The sequence below is a fragment of the Leptospira wolffii serovar Khorat str. Khorat-H2 genome (genome assembly GCF_000306115.2).
GTDB classification, from domain to species: Bacteria; Spirochaetota; Leptospiria; order Leptospirales; family Leptospiraceae; genus Leptospira_B; species Leptospira_B wolffii.
On sequence record NZ_AKWX02000004.1, the window covers coordinates 516,769 to 542,390 of the forward strand.

Below are 25,622 nucleotides of genomic sequence, written 5' to 3' on the forward strand. Positions count from 1 at the left end.
GAAATTATTTTTATTCCGAACAATCTCCCAAACGATGTTCGATGATCAAACCGAACGGTCTAAAGGATATTCGATCGAACCTTGGGAACTATATTCCCAAACCGATCCAAAAAATCAACCTATCCAAGCCCAGAATGATAAAGATCCTCTTTGAAAACGATAAAGAAGTCCGGATAGAAGAATCCGCAACCGACAAATCCTTACTGCAAATTTCTCTGGATTCGGGAATCCCTCATACTCACGCGTGCGGAGGTAACGCACGTTGCTCGACTTGCAGGGTTTTGGTCCAGGAGGGAGCGGAGCATTTACTTCCTAGAAACGAAAAGGAAACCTTACTCGCCCACAGAAAAGGATTCCCGGAAAACGTTAGGCTCGCCTGCCAAACGAAGATTAACGGCGACGTCAAGGTACGTCGCTTGGTCATAGACGACGCGGATCAGATCCTAGCCTCGACATTTTCGGATCTGGTATCCGGGACGGAAAAACCGGTGACCGTTCTCTTTAGCGATATTCGCGGCTTCACCGGTTTCTCGGAAACTCATCTACCGTATGACGTGATCCATATTCTTAATCGCTATTTTTATCGAATGGGAGACAAGGTCCTAAAATACGGGGGAACCATAGACAAATATATCGGGGACGGCCTCATGGCGGTCTTCGGACTGACGGATTCGACACCTCTGGACATGAATCTTTCCGCGGTTCGTTGTGCGTTAGAAATGGGTTCGGAACTGGAGCAGTTGAATATCTATTTAAAAAACCATTTAGGATCCGAATTCCAGATCGGGATAGGAATCAATTATGGAACCGCAATATTGGGAAAATTAGGGCATCCGTTAAGCATGTCTTTTACTGCGATAGGAGACACGGTCAATTCCGCTAGCAGAATCGAATCCACCACCAAGAAGGCCGCGACTAGGCTACTAGTTTCCGAAAAGGTTTATGAAATCGTTAAGGATTGGATCATAAAAGGCAGGACCTTCGAAACCAAGCTAAAAGGTAAAACGGGAACCTATAAGGTATATGAAATTCTATCCGTTAAACCTTCTCCCAAAGAGAATTCTTGGGAGGAAACCAAATACAGGATCTGGGACTCCATCGATCCTACGGAGGCGGGAGCCTGGATACGAATGGTATTTCATGCCTCCGCAATCTTCTCAGCAGAGGAAGAATGGCTCGGAATAGAAGGTTCCATCCGATTCCCTACCATCCTAAACCAGGAAGATAATAAGGGAGTGAAAAAGCAGGTGGAAACCTTGGTACGGATCCGCGAGGAAATGGAAAAAGAAGGAAGATGGGAAGTCCCCTCCCTTTCCGATATGATTGCCGTCTCCGGAAGTCTTGCCTTACAAAAAGCGGGAGGGCCTTCCATCCCTATCCTACCGGGACGCAAGGATTCCGAATATCCGGCGGGCAGGATGCTCATGCCGACGGACAGTCCGGATGCAAAGGATTCTCTCCGATATTTTTCCAAAATGGGTCTCTCCGTAAGGGATACTGTTCTACTTTTGGGAGTACATACTCTGGGCTGGCATTCCAAGGGTTCGTTTACCGATACTCCGAATCTTTTCAATAATCATTATTTCCGGGATCTACTTTTGGACGGAGGAATACGAATGCTCGCGACCGACAGAGCTCTCTTGGGTTTGGAAGAAACGAAACGCATGGTGATGGAATACGCTCTAGACGAACCTCGTTTTTATTCCGACTTTACGGATCTATATCGGAGACTAGTAGAGCAAAAACGATTGGAAGAATCCTGAGTCGATTTTTTCCTGGAAGTAGATGCGCTTCCAACCCGTTTTAGATAAGATCCCCGTTTACGAAGCGGGCAAACCGATCGAGCTAGTAGTTCGCGAATTCGGAATACCTCCCGAAAAGGTGATCAAACTCGCCTCCAACGAAAATCCGTTCGGAGTGGCTCCTAAAGTCGCTCAGGCGGTTACGGAAGCGGTAGGCAAAATGCCCCTGTATCCGGACGATTCCTATAAGGCTCTTAAGGACGCTCTTGCATCCGTGCATAAGGTGGATGCAAAAAATGTGATACAAGGAAATGGTAGCGATCAGATTTTCGATTTTGCGACACGTTCCGTTTTAACCCCGGGAGATAAGATCCTACAAAACGGTAAAACATTCTCCATGTATTCCATCTATGCGGGCCAATGCGGAGCGGAGACTATTTCGACCGATTCCATAGAGCACGATCTGAACCGGTTTTTGGATTCGTACAAGAAATTCTCCCCTAAGATCGTATTTCTTTGCACTCCTTGTAATCCAATCGGAGACGCTCTGGACAGATCCGACCTGTATTCGTTTCTGGAGAAGATTTCTCCCGAAACGATGGTGGTAGTCGATGCCGCTTATATCGATTTCGGAAAAACGAGAGACGCAAATAAGGATATTCCCGCATCGGATTTGATCTCCAAATTTCCGAACGTTTTATATACGAATACGTTCTCCAAGGCTTACGGTCTGGGCGGAATGAGAATCGGATACGGAATCGCGAACGAAGAAATGATCCGAGCCTTTTATAAACTGAGACCTCCGTTCAACGTTTCCCAGCTTTCCCAACTCGCTGCCACCGTTGCGTTAGGGGAAACTGAATTTGTGTCTTCTTATCTTCGCTCGAATTTGGAAGAATTGCTTCGTTACGAGAAATTCTGCAAAGATAAGGGCCTTTCCTATTTCTCTTCCTACACGAATTTCATCACCGTAAAACTGGAGAATGCAAAGCTCTCCTCCACCGAACTTTTCGAAACTCTCCTCAAAGAAGGTCTTATTCTTCGGAACCTTAAAAGCTACGGACTGAATGCGATACGAATCACGATAGGAAGACCCGATCAAAACGACGTTCTACTCGATAGACTGGATAAGCTTTTGTAGATCGCCTCTCGATACAAAACGCGCGAAGCGCGTTTTACTCGAGAACCAATTGGATGCGTAGAATTGGAGCGGCACCCCCGAATACACGAGAATGCGTCGTTGAGGTTGGATTATTTGTCGTAAAGATCGGGTTTGAGTTTTACAACCTTCTCTTCTTTTGCTTGGGAATTGTGAATCGTTTTGTTTCTGATTTCGGTACGGAAAAATTCTCTGCGAACCTGTCCTGAGCCAGAAGTGAGCTGGATTTTTTCCTGCTTGTCGCGTTCGGATTGAAACATTCGAAACCTCCTTTTTTCGTTTCGGTATCGTTAGACCCGGAGACCTCTTTACTAGTTTCGTCCCGGGACTGCGATTTCATAACCGTATTATGTCAAAAATTTTTCGACATGATTAAGTTATCCGAACACTAAAACAATCGAATGACCGGAATATTACAAGTGATTGTTGCTTTTTCCCGCCCGCGATTTCCGTAGATTCTCCGTTTTAAAGGAAATCTACGGAAATGGTTCGGTTTTCTTTCTAGAATTTATTTTGCAGCCAGAGAATTCTGAGCGAGAACGGAGACTCCTTGTAAAGAATCCTTCACAGGGCAGATCCGATCGACATGCTTCAAGAGAGCGTCCACATTCGAAGAAGGAGAATCCGTTTGGATATCGATTCTATAACGTATTTCCGAAAACCCGGGGCGCACAGGAGCCAATTCCTGGAATCCGTCCAGATCCAGATCTCCGTCCACATAGATCTGAAAATCCTTGAGTATCACATCGTGAGCCGGCGCATACAGAGATACTAGAACGCCCAAACAACTCGCCAGTCCGCCTAACAGATATTCGACGGGATTCGCCCCCTCGTCCGTTCCTCCCAAAATTTCCGGCTCATCCACCACCCATTTATGGTGTCTGGATTGCAGATTCAGCTTCAATCCGCCTGCCCAAGTTGCCTTACTTTCAAATACCGTATTCGCCATATCGGTCCTCCGTTGTAAGGCAAAGCTGCGGGAGTTCCTTCCTCTTAGAAAATCATTAATCGCAATTACGGAGGAATTATTCGCTTTAACGAACAATCCATTAGGCGCAATTACAATAGATTGGTAATTCAGTCGTAGTCCTTGCCTCGGAATTTTTTCCAAATCGATGCAAGGTGTTCTCGGATCTTTCCTTCCATTCCGTTTCGGGTGGGCTTATAGAATTGGGGCGGCCGCTCCGAGAGATCGTCCGGAAAATAGGAAAAAGGCACGAAGCCCCCGAAATCATGAGGGTATTTGTATCCTTCTCCCGCTCCTTCCTTTTTATGAAAGTATGTAGGAGCGTTTCGGAGGCGGTTCGGAATCTTCAGACTGGGCCCCCTTTCCTTCACGAAAGCTAGAGCGGAATTGATTCCGTTATAAGCAGCATTGGACTTAGGACAGGAGGCAAGAAAGCTTGTCACTTGTCCTAATACGATTCTTCCTTCCGGCATACCTATGGCTTCCAAGGCTTGCAGTCCCGCAATGGCCAAAGGAAGCCCGTGAACGGACGCGTTTCCTATATCTTCGGAAGCGAGTATAATAAGCCTTCTCGCTATGAAGAGCGGATCCTCCCCTCCCTCCAACATCAAGGCAAGATAGAATAACGCGGCATCCGGATCGCTCCCTCTCACCGATTTAATGAATGCGGAGATCACGTCGTAATGACTCTCTCCACTTTGGTCGTATTCTATGACCCTGCTCTCTAAAAAGTCCTCCACATCGGAGGCTTGGATTTCCGCACCATTCTCCCTCGAAAGAACGAGTCCCTCCAAGTTGGAAAGTAGCTTCCGAGCGTCCCCTCCGGAATAGCGTACTAGGAGGATTTTCGCGTCTTCCTTCAGATTCGGTCTGGGATCCAGAGAATTCAAACCTCTCTCCAGAATTCCGAGCAAATCGGATTCGGATAGAGGTTCCAGTCTCAGAACCTGAAGTCTAGATAATAATGGTTTTGTAATACGGAAAGAAGGACTCTCGGTGGTCGCTCCTATCAGCACGAGACTTCCTGTCTCCACTCCTTTCAGCAAGCTATCCTGTTGAGAGGAGCTGAATCTATGGATCTCGTCCAGAAAGAGCAGGATACTTCCTTCTTTTTCCGATCTCTCCAGTAGCTTCTTAATGTCCGCGACTCCCGTGGTGACCGCATTGTATTCCACGAAAGGCAACTTCCAATTCGAACCTAGGATGCGAGCCAGAGTGGACTTTCCCGTTCCCGGGGGACCGTAGAGTAGAATGCTCACCGGTTCTTTGAATTTTTGGAGTTGTTGCTTAGCCTTATCCTGTCCGATCACATCCGAAAATTTATCGGGTCTGATCCTATGGGGAAGAGGAGCTTTTTCAAACAGACTGCCCAAGTTCTTCCCATTCCCGTTGCACCTTTCGAACGCAAGAACGAATCGTAGAGTTGCAAACATCGCAGGCGCTATGACAGCAGACCAAGGATTGCTCCCGGATCTTTCCGTCTAGAACATTCTCCACCAACTCGCAGATCCTAGGAGGAAGATCGAACCAATCCAGGTTTTCCAGAATCAGTTCTTTTCTAGTTTTCGGGATCAGTCTTGGAGAATCGTCCATCTTCTTTTCTTTTGCTTTCAAAACGGATGCTCGTCAATCGCAAAGTCTAGCCTGCGATCCACCCGCCTTTGATTAGATAGTAATAGATATAGAAACGAGGAATACGAAATAGAGCCGCTAAGAAAAAAAGTCGAAATTTCATACCCATGGCTCCGGCCGCCACCGAAGTCCAAGAATACGGCAAAGGAGTCAGAGCCCCGAGTACGACGGCCCAGAATCCGAAACGCTTCACATACACTTCCAGTTTTTCTTCGTGATTTCGCACGAATTTAGTAAACGCATCCAATTTAGGAAGTAGGAACTTTCCTTGAGAGTAGGAACAAATTCCTCCCAACAAGGAACCTGCGGAAGCAAAGAAGATCACCCAGAAATCGGGCATTTTTGCAGCGACCGCCAGAATCAAAAAAGTGTCCGGAGGAAGAAACACATGCACCGAATCCGCAACTAGAATGGAAAGTCCGACTCCCGCGACTCCTGTGAAGTTCAAAAAGGCTTCGGCGGCCCAGACTACTTGGTCGCTAAAGAAGCGCGCTAAGACCAGAACGACTAGGAATAATACTACGCTCGCCACTAAGGTTTGTTTTAATAGTTGGGCGAGTATTTTCTCTGTGGAATTACTGATTTCGGTGGATTCGGATTTCAAATCGTTTACCTACGATGGAACATTCTTTCTAGATCTTCCCGGGTCAATTTTACCAGGGTTGGACGCCCGTGAGGGCAACGCGCGGGATTCTCGCAATAACTAAGACGGTTTAAAAGCTCTGCGATAAGATGATCGGAGAGTTGGTCCCCTTTTTTTACCGCGGATCGGCAGGCAACGCATTTGGCCATGAGATCGTACAATTCGGGTTCCTGAACTTCCTTACCTCCGATTCTATTCAAGAAATCTAATACGATTTCCTTTTCGTGACCGGGCAGGAAATACCCGGGCACCTCCCGAAGCACCATCGTATCCTCACCTAAAGAATCCAATTTGAGTCCCACTTCCTGGTATTCGGAAAGTCGCTCCTTGATTTCCTCGGCCTCCTGTTTGGACACCGGAATTCTCAACGGAGTCAAAAGAGGTTGGATTCCGTAATTCTTCTTTTTCAGTTTTCTTAATACTTCTTCGTAACGGATTCTTTCGTGGGCGGTATGTTGGTCTATGATATAGAATCCGTCCTCTCCCTCCGCAAGGATGAAAGTCTCGAATAGGAGTCCGAAATGCTTTTTGGGGATAAACTCCGAATGTTTGATGGGTATGTCAGTTAATTCGTGCAGTCGGGATCCCGGCCCTATATTCTCCACAGGAAAAGAAGGGGAATGCCTGACTTCTTCGTATAATTCTCCTCCCAATAATTGCTGCTCTTCCGTTTTCGAAGAGGAACTAGAAAAGGAATGCAATGTACTCTGCATATTCTTGGGTTCCGGTCTGAGTAGTCGGTTCTTAAGTTCCAAGAAACTGACCGGAGTGCTGGATCGTAATTCCTTCTGGATCAATTGCAAAAAGAACGTATTAAATCCTTCCTCGTCCAAAAAGCGAATCTCTTTCTTGGCGGGATGCACGTTCACATCGATGGACTCGGGATCCACTTCGAAGAATAAAAAGCAATACGGATGAGCGTTCGGGGGAAGTAACTCGTCATAACATTTCTTTAATAGATGGGATGAATATTTGATCTCCACCGGTCTTCCGTTGATGAAGATGAACTGACCGGTCCGATTTGACTTATAGAAATCCGGATCGCTGATGTATCCGAAAGCCTTCCAGCCCTTTCTTTCGTGTTGGACTTCCAACAAATGGTCCCGAAAATTTTCCCCGAAAAGGTCTATGATTCTTTCCCGTTTATTCTTGGGAGCGAGTCGATAGATCTCCTTATGATCCTGTACGAATCGAAAACGGATATCCTCCCGAGCGAGAGCCTGCACGGAAACTCTATCCCGGATTTTCTTGTCTTCGGATCGAACGGACTTCAGGAATTTCCTGCGTACGGGGGTATTATAAAATAGGTCTTCGATTAAAATACGAGTGCCCCTAAAACCTGGGATCGCTTCTTTGGAAAGGATTTTTCCCTTCTCCGCATGTACCTTCCAAGCTGTGTCGGATCCCCTCCCTGTCTCCAGAGTGAGTTTGGAAACGGACGCAATGGATGCCAAAGCCTCCCCTCTAAATCCGTAGGAAGAAACGAGTTCCAAATCTCGGAGAGTTCGGATCTTACTCGTGGCATGTCTTTGGAGAGCGAGGGGAATATCCTCTTCTTGGATTCCGGAACCGTTATCGGAAAGTAAAAGAGAGGTAAGACCTCCGTCCCTAGATTCGACTTCGATCGTATCCGCGCCGGCGTCTACGGAGTTTTCCATCATTTCTTTCAAGACGGAATGCGCCGACTCTATGACTTCTCCGGCGGCAATTTGGTTGATGAGTTCCGGACTGAGTTCTTGGATCCTTCCCATGGGATAGACCTAGGATCCGGATAGGGAAGGATTATGTCAAGATTGGATTTCCGGTTTAGAGAGACCGATTTCCAGAATAAATACGGAACCGCTATGAGGAATGCTCTTCACCAGGATATCCCCGTCCATCTTCTGAGCCAAGGCCTTGCAAAGAGCGAGTCCTAATCCGGCTCCCTGGAAGGGCTTAGTTACACCCGAATCCACTTGTTGGAAAGGATTGAAGATAGATCCTAGTTTATCCTCCGGGATTCCGATCCCGGTATCCTCCACCTGGAAGCGAAGCCTATACTGGAAGTTGCTCTCTCCCAACTTTTCAGCCAGCAGTCGAATACTTCCTTCCTTCGTGAATTTCTCCGCGTTTTCTAAAAGAACTAGAAGCATGGTCTTGAATCTTTCCTCGTCTCCTTCCACTGCCTCCGGTAAATTCTCGTCTACGACCACTTGGAAGTGAATCCCCTTTCGACGAATCCTATCTTCCACACGCATCGCGGCCTCGTAAATAGCCGCCCTCAAATTGAATTTTCGGTTCAGTAGGAAAAGAGTACCTTTCTCTATGCTAGAGGCGTCTATCATGGATCCGAGAATCACCATCATCGCGTCTCCGCTTCTTTTTAGGAGTTCCAACATTTCCTTATGTTCCGGCTTTAAGTCCGACTCCAGAAGCATTTGGGTGATTCCCATGATTCCATTCATGGGAGTACGAACCTCGTGGTCCACATTGATTAGGAATTCGGTTTTTGCCTTATTGGCCTCTTCAGCTTCGTCCCTGGCGAATTCCAATTCTCTAGTGCGCTTTCTGACTAATTCCTCCAAGTTCACGTTCAACATCTCTTGGATCTTTTCTCTCTCCCGGAAACCGCTTAGTAGTTTACTGGAAAGGGAAATCGCATTAGCTAAAACGAATATTCCCACTCCTATCCCGCTCAACTCCCAGGAGTCCAAGAGTTCCGCGTGAAATAGTATCTCGCTTCCTAAGAAGAATAGAAGGAATAGAAATCCGGTTAAATAGATCCGTGCCCCCACCATTCCCGTCCATACCGCGTGGGCAAGAACGGAAAGAGAAACGATCCCCATGAGCAAAAAAGCGAAATAGGAAGGAACAATCAGGTAGGAATAGATTTCGGAACCGGTAAATAAGGTGATTAGAGTGAAGAGGATCGCGATTATATATCCGATTTTTAAGAAAATCTTTCCGAAGGGGACCGGAAAAACGGAAAGAAGAAAATGCAAGGCCATGGGCATTCCCATAAACCAAGTGATGAATTCCACTCTCAGATAAACTTCGGGCCCTAAAAGGAAATGATCGGGAAAGAGTCTTACTCCCGTGGAATACAATCTCAACCCCACCGTCATGGATAATAATCCGAGTATAAGAGCGGAAGGATCCTTTTTATAAAATACCGAAATAAAGATATGAAAAAGGCCTAAAAAGAAAAGTCCTCCGAAAAGGATCGCTTCCAAATCCCTTCGATCCATATAATAGCGGTTCACGCAATCGGGTAGTCCTAGGATGGGGGGCTTCCAGAGACCTCCTTTTCTATAATAATAATTGGAGATTTCGAAATCCAAGACCGCATTTCCTTGCCAGGCAGGAAGAATGGTATAGCTCGTCAGTAAGGCCAAGGAATCCGGAGAAGGATCTCCCACTTTTCCTACCTCGGTGATCGGAACCCCATTGAAGAGTATTCTGTAATTGGTTCCCTGATCGTAAGAAACAAGATGCAGACTTTCCACCGGATCCTTGGAATGCAATTCCACTCGATACAAAGCCTTTCCGTATTTGGGTAAGGAAGTACCGAACCAATCCACACCGATCCAACTTCCCGGAGCGGTTTGTAGGATGAATTTCTCCGGATTACCGGGAAGTCCTCGATCGGGAGTCTCCCCCAGCCAGGCGAATTTCCAATCCCCCGCCAGCCGATAACATCCTCTCCCGTTTTTAGCCTGGTCCCAGTCCATGACCCCGTTCTGCATAGGAGCTTTACGCGGAGAAGGAGTACAGAAAGAACCGAAAAATAAGGCGAGGGCCAGGATACAAATGCGGACCGTGAGAATTCTCATCTTCGTTCGGGACTAAGTTCTATCGTCGATCGGATAATCGTCCAGGAGAAAACGATTCTTAGATAGGATCCACTTCAAACCGAGTCGGCCTGGGAACGGATAAACGGAGCCTTAGGCGAAAGAAAGTATCCGCTTAAAGAAGCGAATAATACGGGAGTGAAATTGGAGACTCCCGTCAATCCAGCGAGAAGAATGGTGGTGCTAATCGGAGTCTTTGTCACGGACGCGTTAACCGATGCCATGAGACAAATCAATAGGAAGGACTCGTTTTCCGTGGGAAAAAAATCCATGAGAAATCTTCCGGAAACGGCTCCCAAGAAGAAGAGCGGAATGATGATCCCTCCCCTCCAACCGCTGGAAACGGTGATATTGATGGAAAGAATCTTAAGTAAAGCCAGAGTCCCGAAAAAGACCCAAGTACCTTTTGTGACGACGATCTCATTCAATTGATCGTGGCTGAAATAGCGCGTAAGAGGCTCGTAGAATGCGATCAGACCTAAAAGCAACCCTCCGATCGTGGTTTTTACGAAGATAGGAGCGGCAATTTTAGAAAAAGAAAATTTAGTGATCTGGAATACTCCGTAAAAGACCCATCCCACTAATGCTCCCGCAATTCCGAACACAATCGCGTATTGAAAGTCCTCTATCCCTCCCGGAACATATTGAGGGAACTGCCAGGTGGGTCCTATGCCTATATCGGTCATGAATAGAAAAACGAAATAGGCCGAGCAACTGGATAAGAACGCGGGTAAAAGCGCCTCGTAGTATTCCACGACATGCCTGTGTTGTAGGATCTCCAACGCGAATAAGGCCCCTCCCAAAGGAGAACCGAATAGGGAAGTAAATCCGGCCGCCATGCCCGCGATGGTCATGGAGCGTAGTTCTTCCCCTTCTAGGCCCAGTTTTTCTGCGAACCAACTTCCTATCGATCCTGTGACCTGAACCAAAGGAGCCTCGGGCCCCGCACTTCCTCCTGCGGAAATACTCAAAAGAGAGGACAATGCCATGGACGGATTGTTCTTAGGATCCAGTTTTCCGCCTCGGAAGCGGATATTATCGATCACGAGGGAAATTTCTCCCGGCTCTCCCAATACGTGAATCAAGAGACCGATCAATAGGCCCGCAAAAGTCATGATTAGAATAACATAATGTCCTTCGAAGCCGGAAAGTAATCTGGTCAGGAATTCCAGGCATTTCCAAAAAAGCGCCGAGAAAAGACCCGCAAAAATTCCCAAGAGTACGTAAAGAATACTCCAGCGGGAAAGCATAAAGGGATTCTTTCGGGAAAGTACGAAAGCTGGATTCTTAAAAAAGGCTAAAACCCTGTCCATATACGGTATTGTTAGGCGATTTTATACGAATACAACCGACTCATTTTTTCGCTCAGTCACTACGCCGATTTTGCGTACCACTTCGCCTTTTTGTTCCAGAATCCGGATCGCATCGGCCTCGGATTCCTTCGAGACGATCGCGATATAACCCACGCCCATATTAAAGGTAGAATAGAGTTCCTTCTCGGAAAGATTCGGAAAGTCCTTTTTTAATCTTTCGAAGAACGGATTATTGGGAAGATTCTCCCGATTGAGTTCCACGGCGACGGAATCGGGAAGGACCCTAGGAATATTCTCGTAGAAACCCCCGCCGGTGATATGAACCATCCCTTTGACTTCCACTTTCTTGACGAGATCTAGAATGCTTTGTACATAAATACGAGTGGGACGAAGACCGAATTCCTTTAGAAAAGAAACGACGTTCGCGTCCTCGGGAAGTTTTCTTCCCTCTTTCAGATACAGTTTACGAATCAGAGAAAAGCCGTTACTATGCGGTCCGGAAGAATCCAAACCTAGGACGATATCTCCGGGACGAATCGTAGATCCGTCTATCATATCCTCTTTTTCCACGGCTCCGACCACGAATCCGGCCAAATCGTATTCGTCCTCTTTCATGGTTCCGGGGTGTTCCGCGGTTTCCCCTCCGAGTAAAGCTGCTCCGGAAAGCCTGCAACCTTTTACGATCCCGGCTACGATACTTTCCATTCTGGCAGGCTTCAATTTACCGCAGGCGATATAATCCAAGAAGAATAGAGGCTCTCCGCCTGAGACAAGGATATCGTTTGCGCACATCGCAACCAAATCGATTCCGATGGTGCTATGATCGTCGAATAGACGAGCGAGTTCGATCTTAGTTCCTACACCGTCCGTTCCGGTGAGTAGTACCGGATTTTTATAATTCTTGAGAAAGGAAACGTCGAAAGCTCCGGAGAATCCCCCGAGTCCACCCAGGACCCTGGCTCCGTGCGTGGATTCTACGTTTTGTTTGATTCTTTTTACGAATTCTTGGCCGGCCTCGGTATCTACGCCGGCGGATTTATAGCTGATATTCTCTTCCATCGGACCCGCTAAGAACAGAATTCTCGGCTCGGGTCTAATGGACACAAAAAAACGCGACTATTTCATTTGGTCGATCTGTTCCATGGCAGCCAATTCGCCGGGAGCCGCGGACCTGGTTTTCAAGGTCTTGGCATCGGGAGAAAGATCCACCGCCTCTCCCGCTTTGATTAGAACACGAGCCTCGTCCACTTTGCGGGTGATGAGAACGCTTCCCTCTCTGACTGCAAAGGTTCCGGTCTCATCCGCACGATTCACTCTACCCCAGAACTGCGTGCCTCTAACTGCCGCAACTACGGTCGGAGTGTCGATGGAGATGGATTCGTTCTTATTCAACTTTACGACTTTGACTAAGATATTGCCTTCGTTTACCTTTATGTAATTCTGATCCGCTCTTAGGGCGGCGACGGACGCCTCCGTTCCCCCCAAAAGTCGGATAGTTCCCAATGTAGTGGTCAGGTCCAAAACCGCGTCCTTTTCGGTGACCACAGTCTCGGACTCCGGAACCCGATCGGTGGGCTTTAAAACGGATCCGGATTTTTCGGTCGTAGCGGTTCCCTTAATAAAGGTCACCACCGCGTCCGTGGTCTCGTCTACTTTCGGCTTACATGCGGCCGTTAGAGAAAAAATAAGACAGGCCAAAATGGGTAGGGAAAGGGATTTAAAATTCATACGGATGCCTAATGGTAAGGGGAACCGCTTCGATCGGGAACAAAAAAACAAAGGCTTGGAAAAAAATTCTTACCTGTTTTCCGGGGAGGAAGGCAGGCCTAGCTCCAGAAGTTTTGTCCCTAAAGCCAGTGCCCTCTCCTTCTTCTCGTTTCCCGAAAAGAATAGACTATGACTCGGAACGCCGGGATTTTCGTCGAGCCCCAAGGATTTGACCAAGTGCCGAACCGTCCCTCCGTTCCCGTCGTAAAGGATCGCCTCCGGATACAGGCTCATTATTTCATGTTTTAGAAAAATATAATGCGTACAACCCAAAACGAGGCCTCGAATCCCAGATTCCATCGGAATTCTAAGGATTCTTTCCAGAATTTTTCTGGCAGCGTCCAAGTCTCCTCGGTCTACGGAAGAGGCAAGCCCGTCGCAATTCAAATGAAGTATGCGATCCTCCGCTCCCAAATCCGCCTTGAGACCTTGCAATTTTTCCTCTCTATGGGTAACGGAAGTGGCGAGTAACGCTATCTTCTCTCCGGGACGATCCGAAAGTGCGGGTTTGATTGCAGGCTCCATACCGAAGACAGGAACTTCCAACTCGTTTCTCAAAGTCCTGGCCGCCGCCGAGGTAGCGGTATTGCATGCGAGAAGAATGGCGTCCACATTCCGCGAGAGAAAGAATCGACAGACGTTTCGGGTCAGTTCCAAAACGTCGGAGCTGGATCTTTCTCCGTAAGGAGCATTCTCCAAATCTCCGTAATAAAAAAACTCCGCCCTATAAGGGAGGGCGAGCAGTTCTTTTAAGACGGAAAGACCGCCCATTCCCGAGTCCATGACTCCGATTTTCGGAACCTTCTCTCCTGAATGCATACGATTAGGCGGAGCGGATATAGTCCTCTATGCTTTTTCTGAGAGTCGAATAGATCCAACGGAATTTGTCCTCGTCCTCTTCCAACAGTGTGACTCTAAATCCGTCTCGATCCGTGCAGAACGAAGTCAAAGGAACCGTGCAAATTCCCGCAGACGCCAAAAGATAATATACGAATCTTCTGTCGGCGGCCGAATCCTGCAATAGAGGTTTAATGAATTCCTCCGCCTTCGCGTTGGAAATCGGCAGAGTCATTTTGTCGTTGAGTATCCCTCGATCGAACGCCACGGTTAAGTAGAACGCTCCCTTAGGTTCCACTACGGTGACTCCTTTTAATCCAGCGAAATATTCCGTGGCTATCTTAGCTCTTCGTTTGAATTTCTCGTTCCTGGATTTGAGATGAGGAATGAATTCGGGATGCGAATACACTTCCGGAATGGACATCTGAGGAAGAGTAGTGGAGCATACCTCCAGCATCTTAGCGTCCAATAGGGATTTCACATATCTTGCAAAAATCGGATCCTTGTCCTTATTGAATATCTCCAACCAGCCGCATCTTCCTCCCGGCCAAGGAAATTCCTTGGATATGGAACGAAGCGCCATACCTGGGACCTTATCTCCGATCACTTCGGAAAGATGAATGGTCCCTGTCTCGGAATAATTTACGTGAGCGTAGGTTTCATCGCAGATCACCATAACGTCGTATTTTTCGGCGATAGCGATGATCTTACTCATTACATTCTTATCATATACTGCGCCTGTCGGATTGTCCGGGTTGATGAGAAGAATCCCCGCGATCGAATCGTTATAGCGGACCTTATTTTCTATGTCTTCCAGGTCCGGCATCCAACCGTGCTCCGGTAGCAGATTGTAAGTCATGTGCTCGTATCCGGAGTGAGCCGCCTCTGCGGAAGAGAGAGTGGAATATGCAGGACTAGGGCCTAAGACCCTAGCTTCTCTTCTTAGGAATCCGAAAATCTTAGCTACTGCGTCTCCTAAACCGTTGAAGAATAATATATCCTCGGAGGTGATCTGGGCACCTCCTCTTTCGTTCACCTTCTCCGCGAGAAACTTACGGGTCTTCTCGAATCCTTGGGTGGCGGTGTACGCCCATGAGCGATCTTCCAGAATCAAATCCGAAACGATCTTCTTCATCCAGGGGGCGACTTTTTCTCCCTTTTGGATGGGGTCCCCGATATTCTCGTAAGTGATGGCCACGCCCAAACCTTCCAGTTTCTTGGCGACCGCGACGATTTGGCGGATCTCGTAAATGAGAGCATCCGCACCGCTATGAACGATATTTCTTCTCATATCCAGCCTATGTCCGAAGCTTTTATTTTTGTACGAGTCGGACGGTGAGGTCTTGCAGACTTCTTTCTCTGAAAATCCGGAGTTTGAGCCTGCCGCCTAGTCCCACTATTCCGACCTGCTCCCTTAGATCATTAATATTTTTGACTTTGACTCCGTTCGCTTCCATAATGAAATCGTATCTCTTCAATCCGGAGCTTTCCGCCGAGGAACCCGGATCCATATCGTAGACAAGGACCCCGGTCCAATCGTTCGCGATCCCCAATGCCTTTCGGTGGTCCGGTAAAGGGACGGTCGCCATGACTCCGAGAGTGGCGGGACGGATGATTCTGCCCTTGTTCTCCTGGATGAGTTGGATGATCTTCTTACCGAAGTTCATAGGAATCGCGAAGCCTATCCCTGTGTTTCTGCCGGTATCGCTTCGAATCAGTCTATTGATGCCGATCACCTCTCCGTAAATATTCAGAAGAGGCCCTCCACTAGAACCGGGGTTGATCATGCTGTCCGTCTGGATATGGGTTTGGCCTGTCTCGTCCAGATCCTCCCTGTATTTTGCGGAAACGACTCCTACGGAGAAGGATCTCTCTAGTCCGAAGGGAGAACCGATCGCTATGGCCCAGTCTCCCACTTCTATCTTGTCCGAGTCCCCGAAAGAGACCGGCTTTAGTCCGCTACCCTCTTTGATTTTAAGAAGGGCGATATCGGCTCTCTCGTGACTTCCTACGAATTTAGCGGGATATACGCTCCCGTCCGAGGCGATCACCTCTATGCTTTCCGCGTCCTGGATCACGTGAAAATTCGTGACGATATAACCTTTTTCGTGGATGAGAAAACCGCTGCCGAAGGAGGACAATTTTTCCGTGCGATAATCGAAATACTGGTAGGGACTCGTGATCGCTTCCGTCTTTTTGGTACGGATGGACACTACGGAGTCTTTTACGGAATTATAAACGTTTCGAAACGCATTTTGCAGTTCTATCCCGGCTTTTTGGTCCGAATAGCTTAGGGGTTTGCTCCCTCGGAAAAAGGAGGACAATCCTCCCTCCCCCGGAAGAATCAGGACAAGCAGTAATAAAAGTAAAAGTCCTGCGTTAACTAGGACGATCGGAGGGACCTTGAATCTCATGCGAACGAACTCTACCCATCCTCTCCCGATTCGGGGGAATCGTCGACTCCGATTCTATTCTCCCCTTTTGCATTTCCCGATTTTCCTATTTTTCCTATTCGGAACCGAAGGTTGTCTCCCGTATCTATTCCATTTAGGAAAGGAGCAGACCAAAATCCTCCTACAAAGAAGACCGATAGAGGAAGTCCTCTCCGATGAAACGGTTTCCGAATCGGTGAAAAATAAATTGAAGGAAGTGGAAAGAATCCGGGAATTCGGAATAGATACTTTGGCCCTTTCTCCCAAAGGGGGGTTCAAAAGTTTCGTACAATTGGATCGGGAGGCGATAGGCTGGCATGTCACCGCCTGTCATCCCCTACGTTTCGAATCTTATACATGGTGGTTTCCGATCGCCGGAACCGTGCCTTACAAGGGCTTCTTTTCCTTAGAGAAAGCGAAGGAAGAAGAGGCTTATTTGAAAAAAGAAGGATGGGACACGAGGGTGAGAATCACCGCGGGATATTCCACCTTAGGATGGTTCGAGGATCCTCTTTTTTCCTCCCAATTGTACGAGGATCCGGGCGATCTATCTTCCATCGTTATCCATGAAATGGCCCATGCCACCGTATATTTTCCGGGAGACAGCCAATTCAACGAGAGCTATGCGAGCTTCGTTGAGGACGAGGGTTCTGATTTGTACGTTCTAAAGGAGAAGGGACCGAAATTTCTGGAAGAAAGGAAAAAATCAGAAGCGGAACGGGAATTATATAAGAAATCCATCATAGAAACGGCGAATCTTCTAAAAGCGGTCTATTCCAAGGGAGGAACCGAAGAGGAAATTCTAAAACGCAAGAAGGAAATCCTCTCAGGATTCAAAGAAAGATTACGCAAAGAATCTTGGAGCAAAATCAACGGAAAGAAATTGGCCGAAAGGGATTGGAATAACGAGGACTTCGTCGGGATGCTTAGATACCATTCCGGAAGCGAATTCTTCCGGAAAAAGTTCGAGGCGGTTGGAAAAGATTTCGGGAAATTCCACGAAGAAATGAGAAAACTCGTCTCTCTTTCTCCGGAGGAAAGGAAATCCCTATTGGACAATAAGTCGCCAGGATCCTGATCCAATATTAAAAAACACTTAACTTGGCTTAGCCTCTTCCCGGAAAATGGCTTTGTCCGAGACGGCCGTTATAATAAGAAGCAGCGCCACGAATCCCATTCCGGCCAGACTTTGTAGAATGGAGCTTATACCGGTGATCGAAGGACCGAAAAAACCTACGATCCCTTTAATAAGCGAGAAAAGAATATCAACAGCCGAGGCCAAATAGAAATACCAAACCGCGGTTTGCTTCAATAGAATCAGCCAAATAGAAGCGAAAATATAAAATAGGGAAATTAAGATACCTATGGTCCCTGCTATATAGCACCATTTTTCGAACCAAGGCTCCATCTTAGTCATTTCGTCGAATTGATCGACCAGACCGGAAAAATTCTCCTTATCCGACGTAGCGCCGGAAACCGGAGCCATATTCTGGAACATCGCCCTTTGCGTTTCCGTAGTCTTCGGGAGAAGGAGCAAATATTCGCTACTGCAAGTTCCTATCGTTCCGAGAAGAATTCCCAAAATTCCTATCACTTTCGGCCATTGATTCGATTTCATTTTCATCCTTTATGTTTTGTATCTATCGACTCTATCCGTCACCCCGGGAATTTCGGACAAAAATCGAAAATATTCAGTTCTCCTGGACTTTGGAGATGAAAGAGGTCGTGAAGAGCCTATATCCGTTCCAGTATTTATCCAACGGATAATATTCCTTCATTGCATCCATGGTTTTCAGAAAGCGGGCACGAAGGGATTTTTGGGAGCTTTCTTTTCTGGAAACCATTTCCTTTAGGAAGCGCGCATTATGTGTGTCCGCCTGGAATCCAAGATTTACGATCCCCACCCCTTTCCAATTTTGGAAAAGATAATATAAAGAATCTTTTAAGTTTCCGGAGCCGTTAGCCAATTCCTCCAAAAAGGAAGAAGATAGCATCCAGGTCCCCGAAATCATAGGTGGATTCGCATCGGCTATACCGACTCCGCCGAATTTTAAGTTTCGATCCGAATCCGTATAAAGAGGAATTCTGACGATCTGAAAAGGATCCGAACCGGTCCGTCCCTTTTCGGATAACTCCATATTCTCTAACTTGATTAGCTGTTTGTACCATTCGGAAACAGCGTTCGTATCCTTTGTAAGAATTCCGAAATCCTTAGGAAACTCCGAGCTTTCCTTATGTATGGGATTCTTAAGTAAGCTCTCCGGATCCGTCACGTTATATACGTCGTCCTCCGACTTCGGAATCAAAGGGGAAAGAAAATAATAGGACGATAGATATAGATAGGTGGTTTTATTCTTTGCGATGCGGATATTCTTTCTGATCTCCGTCTCCACCGCTTCTCTTAATAAGACCTCCGCTCCTCCCTTATCCGCTTCTTCATTGTATTTTGCGATCAGGTTACGGATTTTTCGATTATCTTTAAAGGCAAGCTCTCCGTTCGATTTTCCTCGAGTGAATTTGATATAAAACGTGCTTAGGCCCAAGTCCGTCACCGCCAGAAATTCCTGGCCTTCCGGAATCTTCTTCTCTAACTCGTCGGAAATCGGATTGAATATTGGGATATCGGAATATGTAGGAAGTCTACCCAGAAGAATGCTACGAACGGAGGAAATCCTATCCTTGGCGATGCAAAGATCGAAGAAAGTCTCTGAGTCATTCTGCTTGAAGGAAAGAAATTGCAGGTAATGGATAAAGTCGTTTAATTCCCTTCTATCTCTCGGCGAAAAGATCCGTCTCTTCCTACTCTTTACCCAACGATTCGCCAGATCCAAGAATGTTTTGGATTTGGATCGGAGAGCTTCCGTATAGGCATTCGAATATTCCGCAAATCCTAGATCGGAACCCGTAGAGAAAGGACGGGAAGACATCGCATCCAATTTCAATTTTACGAATTCGATCTCGGGCGTCCAGGTTCCGGGCCCAAAGGAGGAAGCCTTATCGATCCATTTCCTGGACTTTTCGAAATCCCCTCTGGAAAAATAAGCCCGGGAGATTTCGATCATCACACGAATCCTTCTGGGAAGATTTCCGTTATCTCCCTCGAATTCCGAAAAGTCCTCTATAAAATCGGACATTTCATTATTCTCCTCTTCGGACAAAGAATAACGTAGGAGGTCCAACACGTAGGATCTCTTACCCGAATCCAAAGTTTCCAGAAGTCGATAGGAGGAATTATATAGTTCGGAATACAAACCGAGAGGGGAAATTCTTCCGCCTAGAATCTTTCTTTTTTGTAGAATGTGCAGTCGAGAGGCGTAACTTCCCTCCGGCTCGGAAGAAGAGTCGAAATCGGAAATCTCCTCCTTCTCCTCCAGAAACGCGACTTGTCTTCTTAAATCTTCGTTCCCCTTCTTCCATAAATCCGATTCTTCATTAGAAGAAACGAATGTTTTTGCCATTCTCAATTGGTTTTCGGCGATAGAAGGAAGATAAGCCTCTAAAGCCAAACGGAATAAGCGTATCCTATACAGAAAAGGATCGTAAAAATTCGAATCGTTCTTTTCGCCGAGAACCGATCCCGGATCCTTTCCGGATTTCAGGCTCATAATCGCTTCGATCGATTTAGAATGGGAAGGAGCCAGAGAAATCCCTTTGCAATCCTTCTCCTTTGTGTCCAAAAGAAGGGAAAGGCATAGGGAAAATACCAACTCTGAATATTTTTCGGGAGTCCTATTTTCGTATCGAAGAGAGAGTGTGCGATCCATATCCAAGTCCGCATGAATTCGCGGGTAGATTCTCAAAAGATTGGCTTCTATTTTGAACGCGGAATCCGATCCGGAAACGGCCAAGGAACGAGCGGAATGCAAATCGGCAAACGCCTCCTTGTATTCTCCTCTTCTCTCTTTTTCCCTGGACTCGTAGAATAATTTCTCTGCCTTAGCATTCTGATTCCCCCCGCGAACAGGGAGGGTTCCGAATCGAATCGCGGAGACGGATTCCTTTCCGCCTCGGATCTCTTCCAAAATCTCCTTTTCACAGAGACCGGAATTCGAACATAGAAATACGGTACTCGCTCCGGAGCCCAGGATCGCCTGCACACCTTTTTGGATTTTTCCCCAACTCGGGAGGGATTCGTAAGTAAGGATGACCACGCGAGCACGATGTTTTTTGTTGAATAATTCGCTAAGATCCAGATGGCCCGATTTTTTCTCTCCGAAATAGGAATCCCCTTTTATTTCGGGAAAAGGAGAAATTATAATATCAGAATCTTCTAAATTACTGCCCATATAGAAACCGTAAATTTTCCTAATACCCGGCTCCTGGGCGATTTTTCCGAAGCTTGCTACCGTTTTAGGCAAAAATGCTTCCGCGGAATTTTCCGGAGATACGGAAAAACGAAATACGGTTTTAGGAAAACGTTCCGCAATAACGGGACCTAAGCTCGTATTTCCGGGATCGACTAGGTTTTTAGAGGAAGATTTCCATTCCGTCAGGTTTTGAATCTCCTCCAATGCCTTGGACTCGCCGGAAAACGTAAGGAATTTGGATCCGTTTCTACTTCGAATTCTTAGGAGTATTTTTCCTCTTATTTCCAAAAGACGGAATTCGGAAGCGTCGACTGGAAGGCTAGATTCCTTCCAGTCTCCGAAAGGGTCCAAGAAAGAAGCTTTGTCCGAGAATTCGCTCCTCAATATCTTTAAAGATTCCAGAACTCTAGCAGAAGTCCGATTCAATTCCGATTCTTCTTTTTTGATATCTCCCTTGGTTTCGAGAGCCGTTTGGAATCTAAGATAGGATTGTCGGAAATCCTTCCAGTCCGATTCGAATTTCGAATATTCCTTTTGGGCTTCGGAAAATTCCCAATTTCCTTTTTGAAAATTCCGAAATAGCATGAGTTTTTGCAAACGGTCCCATTCTTGGAATGCACCTATAAAATTTCCTGTTTCAAATTCCAAACGGATCTTGGTCTCATATAAATCCCTCAATAGAAAGGATTTGCTTTCGGATACTATATGAAACTGCTTACGCAACATCTCCTGAGCGTATTTCAATTTCTGGCGGGCTTTCTCTTTTTGCCCGTAAACAAGCTCCAGCCTAGCCTGTAGCGCCCAAGTCTGGATCAATTCTCCCACCAAATAGAATTCGTTAGCCATCTCCTCGGCGACTGCCAAGGAAGCCTTCGTTTTTTCCAAATCGCCCAACCGGAAATACACACTGGCCCTGCTGAGCGCATGCATCACCCTTTCCTTTCTGGAAAACGGATCCTGGGCTAGCCCAACCACTTCCTTGGAAAGACCGGACGGATATTCCAGGAGAGTCGACGCCCTGCCCAAGTCCTCGAAACCTTGGACCCATTCTCCTTTTTTAAGACGTTCCTCCCCCGAATAATAGAGAAGATTGGCCAATAATATATCGTAATCGTAATATTCCTTATAGAAACTTTCGGAACAACGAGGGCGACCTTGTAGATAATCCTCCTCTCTTCCTACCATACAATTCAGTAGATAGGAACTCTTTACGGATTCCAAATCGGCCAGAGCCGAGTTTAATTCCTTCTCCGCGTCGAACTCCGAGCCGTCCGTCTTAGATTCGATTTCCGCAAAGAGGGAGTATAAGTATCTTTTAAAACTGGAACCGGCCCTTCCCGCCAAATCAGGCGTGTTCTTTTCGTAATTCCTTCCGGATTCGTAGGATTCTTTGGCGTCTCGGAATTCGTTTCTTCTATACTTGAAAAATCCAAGATCTCCGTAAGACTGGGAGGCGATGAGTTGGCCCGCGAGGGTATTCTTCAATCCCTGCCTAGAAACATAAGAGAGTCTCTTTTCTATTTCTTCCACGCCCGAAGAATAATTATTTTCTAAAGCTAGGTTATTGATTCGGATTCCTGCGGACAATAAAGGTTGGAACTTGGGAGGAATCGCCTCCGGAAATCGCCCCGATCCGGAAATTCGCGTAGAGTCCGGAAGAACCGCGTCGAAGACCAATTCCCATAAATAATCCCAAAACTTGGGATTTACCCTGCGAGGAAACCAACGGATTCCCTTACTCTGCATCAGATCTTCGGCGATTTTCAGCTGCTTCTCGGATTCAGAAATCTCTCCGATCTTTTGGTAGCAAATCGCCAATGCGTTTCGCAAATTCACCGGATCGACTAGGCGAGAGGGCTCGTTCAATTCCAGGGAATCCAGGTAATAAGGAATAGCATTGGAGAATTCTCCGGCTTCCATATAGGATAAGCCGGTTAACGTGTATATGAGTCCTAATTTCTCGCGGTAACTTTCCAGATTCTTCTTGGAATCGGATCCCGTATGCAAAAGTGGGAACTCATTTTTGGAGTATAATTCCGCGGCGGCCTTTAATTTTCGAACCGCATCCTGGTATTTGGACATATACATGGACGCTCTTGCGGAATTGAAAAGGAAGACCGCCTTCTGCCTATAATTCTCGAATTGCGCCTTGGAGACGATATAATTCGAATAGGATTCCATGGAGGAATATTGCTCGTCCGCCTTGGGATAATTCTTCAGTAAGAAATAATTGTTTCCCAAATTCAATTTCAGATCCGATAGAACTTTCTTATTCGGAAATTTCTCTCCCAAAAGCTCGAGGATCTGACTATAGAGTTCTATATTCTCTTCGAAGTTCTTTTCGGGAAAATATTTCTGGTATTCGTTCTTATACACTTCCTCGTCGGAAGCTTCCTGATCGCCGGGGCGCCTGGATTTCATGATGTCCACGTATTGGTAGAGCCAACCCAAGAGTTGATAGGCCTCGTGATAGGTGGGATCGGCGAATATGATCCAACGCAATTCGTATTCCGCCTGCTTATAATCCCGGAGGGCCTCTTCTTTTTTAGCGGTACTGATCGTTCCCGCCGAATAATAATAGGTTTCGCGAATCACGGAGCGATTGATGAGATAGTAAGCGTAGCCGTATAATGTGGCAAGATCCAGATTCCCTCTCGCCAATTTTACGGTAGGCTGCCTTTCAAAGTATTCGTTCAGATATTGCAACCCCTTGGAACGATCCAAAGGATCGTAATCCAGCGGGTTTAAATTTCCCAAGAGAGCCAAGGTCCCATTTTCGCTCACGGATTTGGCGAATTTAAAAGAGGATTCTATCATCAATTTTTCATAATATACTGCGTAATCCTTATAAACGGATCCTGTGAATAGGTTCTTACTCTTTGCTATGAACATATTCAGTGTATTATAGAAATAATGGAGTGCGGCTTGCTCGTAATCGGAACGATTTTCGTAGTTTCTAGCCAGATTCTCGAAATAGATAAAAAACCTTTCCATTTCCTTATCTTCTATACTTACGCCCGAGGCATGATCGTAATTCTCCAAGAAGATACGGAACTCCTCCAAAGAATTCTTAGTATCGCCCAGACCTCGGAAATTTTCCGACCGCAGCAGATGAGCCTTAAAATACATGGGGTCCGTGGATTTAAGGGATTGATAGAAGGCGTCAAGAATCCGATTGCTTTCCGAAAACTTGCCCGTTCCGGTGAGTCCGTTCGCCTTCAGAAACCGAAAAAATCTATGCAGAACGGGAGAATTCGAAGAAAGCGAATTCGTAGACTCAGCTAGATCCGCAATCTCCATCTTCTCCGCATCGGTTTTGCCCGAAAGCACCTCCGCCTCTAAGAGCTCGTATAGATTTCTTAGATCTTCCGTCTTTGCGTTCGGATCGTTCGCGGTATTCCGGATCAGATCCGAAATTCTCCAGGATTTTTTCCTTCCCTCTCTGAGTTGCAGGCTTCCGATTTTTCTAAGGATTTCCTTATTCCGATAGTAGTTCGGAAATCTCTTATGTAGATCTTCCCAGGTTCTTAAAGCTGCCTCCTTATTTCCGGAGGCCTCTTCCACACCTCCGATCTCTTCGGCCAAGGAGGCGAGAACTTGCGGGTCTACTGTAGGAACTTTTTCCAAAGCGAGATAGTATTCCCGCAACGACTTGGCACTTCCTTCCGACTGGAGATAGTACGCGTATGCAAGCCCGGCTTTAGGATCCAAACGGGATTGGCTCATCTCCTTTTTGGATTCTGCGTCCGGTTTTCCCAGTTTCTTGCCGATATGGACCTTCTCCGCCAACACCTTTGCCCGATAAACGAAGTATAACGGATCGTCTCTATAATATAGATCCACGGAATCCAAGGCTAGCAGGTAGTCCTCTAAGGATTGCTTCTCTCCGTATTCCTTGGCTAGCTCCAATTGAGCCGAGATATCCGTTGCCTTAGGGACCGAACCGCTCACAGGTAAAAAATAAATATTTAATGTTCCATAGAAGGAAGCGGTGAAAAGAATGCTACCTCCGTTGAAATCGGAATATTTCGTATCGAATAAGGAAAAGTTTCCTGAACTGAATCTTCTCTCTTTTCCGTCCCTCAAATCCAAGCGTATGATTACGCTATTGTCCCTCTCGTCCAAAATTCGATTTCCGTCGGAATCCTTGCGAATGGAAGTATAATATAAAAAGTTGCCGTCCGGAGAAAGACTAGGTGAAAAATCCAAATAATCGTCGGAGGTCAAACGCTTGGTTTTTCCGCTCCGAATATCTAAAGAATAGATTTCTCCCTTGGAAGAATCGGAATAGGAAAGATAAACGATCGTGTTTGCGTCCTGTGACCAGAAGGGGCTGGCGGCTCCGTCCCGTGTAAGAAGCCTGGGCTTCTCCTCTCCTTCCGTATCCCATAGAACTAAATTCGGAATTCCGGGACTCATACGATCGGAGGAAAATAATATCCTACGACTATCCGGGGCCCAGATAGGATCCGTATCGGAGAATTTGTCGGAACGAGCAGGGTCCTTATATTCATGATTCGTAATAAACTGGAAATCGTCGCTTAGAAATCTTTTTCCTTCCAGTATGCGGGAAGCCCAGACTTCCGGCTCCAATTCCAATACTACGATGTCTCCGGCGGAATCGTATTGTTCGGACACGAATGCGAGTTTTCTACCGTTAGGACTGATCGCAGGTTTGTATTCGGAAGAGGGATGTTCCGTAATCGGAACCACGATGGAACTTTTCAGATCCCGAAACCATATATCGTAATTTCCTTTTTGGCCGGTGGTATAGAATAGATAACGACCGTCCTTGGTGGTGGAATTATAGAGGTTATTCCCCCTTTGAACCGTCAAAGGGAAAGGCTTATCGTTTTCAGGACTGAAGTAATTCTTGGAGATTGGACCGTAATCGAATTCTATCGGTTTGATTCTTTGCACGGGACGAAACACCATGCAATTCGAAACCAGAAAGAACGTTAGGGTTAAACAGAGAATTCTCCGCATATTCTTT

At 46.6% G+C, this 25,622-nt stretch carries 18 protein-coding genes; 3 read left to right on the forward strand and 15 right to left on the reverse strand.

The window, feature by feature from the left end:
* The first annotated feature begins 134 nt into the window (after positions 1–134).
* Positions 135–1,763: a peroxidase family protein gene (locus LEP1GSC061_RS02415; RefSeq protein ID WP_040507980.1), complete on the forward strand. Its 1,629-nt coding sequence runs from the start codon at positions 135–137 to the stop codon at positions 1,761–1,763.
* A gap of 22 nt (positions 1,764–1,785) precedes the next feature.
* Positions 1,786–2,883: a histidinol-phosphate transaminase gene (hisC, locus tag LEP1GSC061_RS02420; protein ID WP_016543337.1), complete on the forward strand. Its 1,098-nt coding sequence runs from the start codon at positions 1,786–1,788 to the stop codon at positions 2,881–2,883.
* A 110-nt stretch (positions 2,884–2,993) separates the two neighbouring features.
* Here hisC and LEP1GSC061_RS21620 read toward each other — a convergent pair whose 3' ends face one another.
* The 13 genes from LEP1GSC061_RS21620 to LEP1GSC061_RS02480 all read right to left on the reverse strand — a co-directional run bounded on the left by LEP1GSC061_RS21620 (position 2,994) and on the right by LEP1GSC061_RS02480 (position 16,304).
* Positions 2,994–3,161, reverse strand: coding sequence for a hypothetical protein (locus LEP1GSC061_RS21620; protein ID WP_016544112.1), 168 nt, complete (start codon positions 3,159–3,161; stop codon positions 2,994–2,996).
* A gap of 248 nt (positions 3,162–3,409) precedes the next feature.
* A complete protein-coding gene (locus LEP1GSC061_RS02425) occupies positions 3,410–3,850 on the reverse strand; it encodes an OsmC family protein (RefSeq protein ID WP_016544031.1) in 441 nt (146 codons plus the stop codon).
* A 128-nt stretch (positions 3,851–3,978) separates the two neighbouring features.
* On the reverse strand, positions 3,979–5,241 hold the full coding sequence (locus tag LEP1GSC061_RS02430; protein ID WP_016544037.1) for a replication-associated recombination protein A: 1,263 nt from the start codon (positions 5,239–5,241) through the stop codon (positions 3,979–3,981).
* On the reverse strand, positions 5,225–5,461 hold the full coding sequence (locus LEP1GSC061_RS02435) for a hypothetical protein (protein ID WP_040507983.1): 237 nt from the start codon (positions 5,459–5,461) through the stop codon (positions 5,225–5,227). The genes LEP1GSC061_RS02430 and LEP1GSC061_RS02435 overlap by 17 nt, the downstream gene beginning before the upstream one ends.
* A gap of 46 nt (positions 5,462–5,507) precedes the next feature.
* The gene (locus LEP1GSC061_RS02440; protein ID WP_016543759.1) at positions 5,508–6,104 is read right to left on the reverse strand and encodes a YqaA family protein; all 597 of its coding nucleotides are present in this window, start codon (positions 6,102–6,104) and stop codon (positions 5,508–5,510) included.
* A 5-nt stretch (positions 6,105–6,109) separates the two neighbouring features.
* Complete coding sequence (gene mutL / locus LEP1GSC061_RS02445; RefSeq protein WP_016543893.1) at positions 6,110–7,894, reverse strand: DNA mismatch repair endonuclease MutL; 1,785 nt, start codon at positions 7,892–7,894, stop codon at positions 6,110–6,112.
* A 36-nt stretch (positions 7,895–7,930) separates the two neighbouring features.
* Positions 7,931–9,955: a sensor histidine kinase gene (locus LEP1GSC061_RS02450; protein ID WP_016544160.1), complete on the reverse strand. Its 2,025-nt coding sequence runs from the start codon at positions 9,953–9,955 to the stop codon at positions 7,931–7,933.
* A gap of 74 nt (positions 9,956–10,029) precedes the next feature.
* Complete coding sequence (locus tag LEP1GSC061_RS02455) at positions 10,030–11,286, reverse strand: chloride channel protein (protein WP_016543410.1); 1,257 nt, start codon at positions 11,284–11,286, stop codon at positions 10,030–10,032.
* Between the two features lie 21 nt (positions 11,287–11,307).
* A complete protein-coding gene (gene purM / locus LEP1GSC061_RS02460) occupies positions 11,308–12,345 on the reverse strand; it encodes a phosphoribosylformylglycinamidine cyclo-ligase (RefSeq protein ID WP_016543582.1) in 1,038 nt (345 codons plus the stop codon).
* A gap of 57 nt (positions 12,346–12,402) precedes the next feature.
* Complete coding sequence (lsa19, locus tag LEP1GSC061_RS02465; RefSeq protein WP_016543469.1) at positions 12,403–13,014, reverse strand: adhesin Lsa19; 612 nt, start codon at positions 13,012–13,014, stop codon at positions 12,403–12,405.
* 69 nt (positions 13,015–13,083) lie between these two features.
* On the reverse strand, positions 13,084–13,872 hold the full coding sequence (locus LEP1GSC061_RS02470) for a glutamate racemase (RefSeq protein ID WP_016543847.1): 789 nt from the start codon (positions 13,870–13,872) through the stop codon (positions 13,084–13,086).
* A gap of 4 nt (positions 13,873–13,876) precedes the next feature.
* Positions 13,877–15,181 (reverse strand): pyridoxal phosphate-dependent aminotransferase, encoded by a 1,305-nt coding sequence (locus tag LEP1GSC061_RS02475; RefSeq protein WP_016543863.1) that lies wholly within the window; start codon positions 15,179–15,181, stop codon positions 13,877–13,879.
* Between the two features lie 22 nt (positions 15,182–15,203).
* Positions 15,204–16,304, reverse strand: a complete 1,101-nt coding sequence (locus LEP1GSC061_RS02480) for a S1C family serine protease (RefSeq protein ID WP_016544003.1) — start codon at positions 16,302–16,304, stop codon at positions 15,204–15,206.
* Here LEP1GSC061_RS02480 and LEP1GSC061_RS02485 point away from each other — a divergent pair.
* On the forward strand, positions 16,303–17,400 hold the full coding sequence (locus LEP1GSC061_RS02485; protein WP_040507635.1) for an aminopeptidase: 1,098 nt from the start codon (positions 16,303–16,305) through the stop codon (positions 17,398–17,400). The genes LEP1GSC061_RS02480 and LEP1GSC061_RS02485 overlap by 2 nt on opposite strands.
* Positions 17,401–17,418: 18 nt before the next feature.
* Here LEP1GSC061_RS02485 and LEP1GSC061_RS02490 read toward each other — a convergent pair whose 3' ends face one another.
* On the reverse strand, positions 17,419–17,940 hold the full coding sequence (locus LEP1GSC061_RS02490) for a hypothetical protein (RefSeq protein ID WP_016543352.1): 522 nt from the start codon (positions 17,938–17,940) through the stop codon (positions 17,419–17,421).
* Between the two features lie 73 nt (positions 17,941–18,013).
* The gene (locus LEP1GSC061_RS02495) at positions 18,014–25,615 is read right to left on the reverse strand and encodes a PD40 domain-containing protein (protein ID WP_016544115.1); all 7,602 of its coding nucleotides are present in this window, start codon (positions 25,613–25,615) and stop codon (positions 18,014–18,016) included.
* Positions 25,616–25,622 lie beyond the last annotated feature (7 nt).

What these genes read in the sequence shown, in the direction of transcription:
- LEP1GSC061_RS21620 (WP_016544112.1), bottom strand. Translation starts at nt 3,161, where the DNA reads ATGTTTCAATCCGAACGCGACAAGCAGGAAAAAATCCAGCTCACTTCT.
- LEP1GSC061_RS02490 (WP_016543352.1), bottom strand. Translation starts at nt 17,940, where the DNA reads ATGAAATCGAATCAATGGCCGAAAGTGATAGGAATTTTGGGAATTCTT.
- LEP1GSC061_RS02450 (WP_016544160.1), bottom strand. Translation starts at nt 9,955, where the DNA reads ATGAGAATTCTCACGGTCCGCATTTGTATCCTGGCCCTCGCCTTATTT.
- LEP1GSC061_RS02495 (WP_016544115.1), bottom strand. Translation starts at nt 25,615, where the DNA reads ATGCGGAGAATTCTCTGTTTAACCCTAACGTTCTTTCTGGTTTCGAAT.
- LEP1GSC061_RS02455 (WP_016543410.1), bottom strand. Translation starts at nt 11,286, where the DNA reads ATGGACAGGGTTTTAGCCTTTTTTAAGAATCCAGCTTTCGTACTTTCC.
- LEP1GSC061_RS02480 (WP_016544003.1), bottom strand. Translation starts at nt 16,304, where the DNA reads ATGAGATTCAAGGTCCCTCCGATCGTCCTAGTTAACGCAGGACTTTTA.
- LEP1GSC061_RS02485 (WP_040507635.1), top strand. Translation starts at nt 16,303, where the DNA reads ATGCGAACGAACTCTACCCATCCTCTCCCGATTCGGGGGAATCGTCGA.
- mutL (WP_016543893.1), bottom strand. Translation starts at nt 7,894, where the DNA reads ATGGGAAGGATCCAAGAACTCAGTCCGGAACTCATCAACCAAATTGCC.
- LEP1GSC061_RS02425 (WP_016544031.1), bottom strand. Translation starts at nt 3,850, where the DNA reads ATGGCGAATACGGTATTTGAAAGTAAGGCAACTTGGGCAGGCGGATTG.
- LEP1GSC061_RS02435 (WP_040507983.1), bottom strand. Translation starts at nt 5,461, where the DNA reads ATGGACGATTCTCCAAGACTGATCCCGAAAACTAGAAAAGAACTGATT.
- LEP1GSC061_RS02475 (WP_016543863.1), bottom strand. Translation starts at nt 15,181, where the DNA reads ATGAGAAGAAATATCGTTCATAGCGGTGCGGATGCTCTCATTTACGAG.
- lsa19 (WP_016543469.1), bottom strand. Translation starts at nt 13,014, where the DNA reads ATGAATTTTAAATCCCTTTCCCTACCCATTTTGGCCTGTCTTATTTTT.
- purM (WP_016543582.1), bottom strand. Translation starts at nt 12,345, where the DNA reads ATGGAAGAGAATATCAGCTATAAATCCGCCGGCGTAGATACCGAGGCC.
- LEP1GSC061_RS02470 (WP_016543847.1), bottom strand. Translation starts at nt 13,872, where the DNA reads ATGCATTCAGGAGAGAAGGTTCCGAAAATCGGAGTCATGGACTCGGGA.
- LEP1GSC061_RS02415 (WP_040507980.1), top strand. Translation starts at nt 135, where the DNA reads ATGATAAAGATCCTCTTTGAAAACGATAAAGAAGTCCGGATAGAAGAA.
- hisC (WP_016543337.1), top strand. Translation starts at nt 1,786, where the DNA reads ATGCGCTTCCAACCCGTTTTAGATAAGATCCCCGTTTACGAAGCGGGC.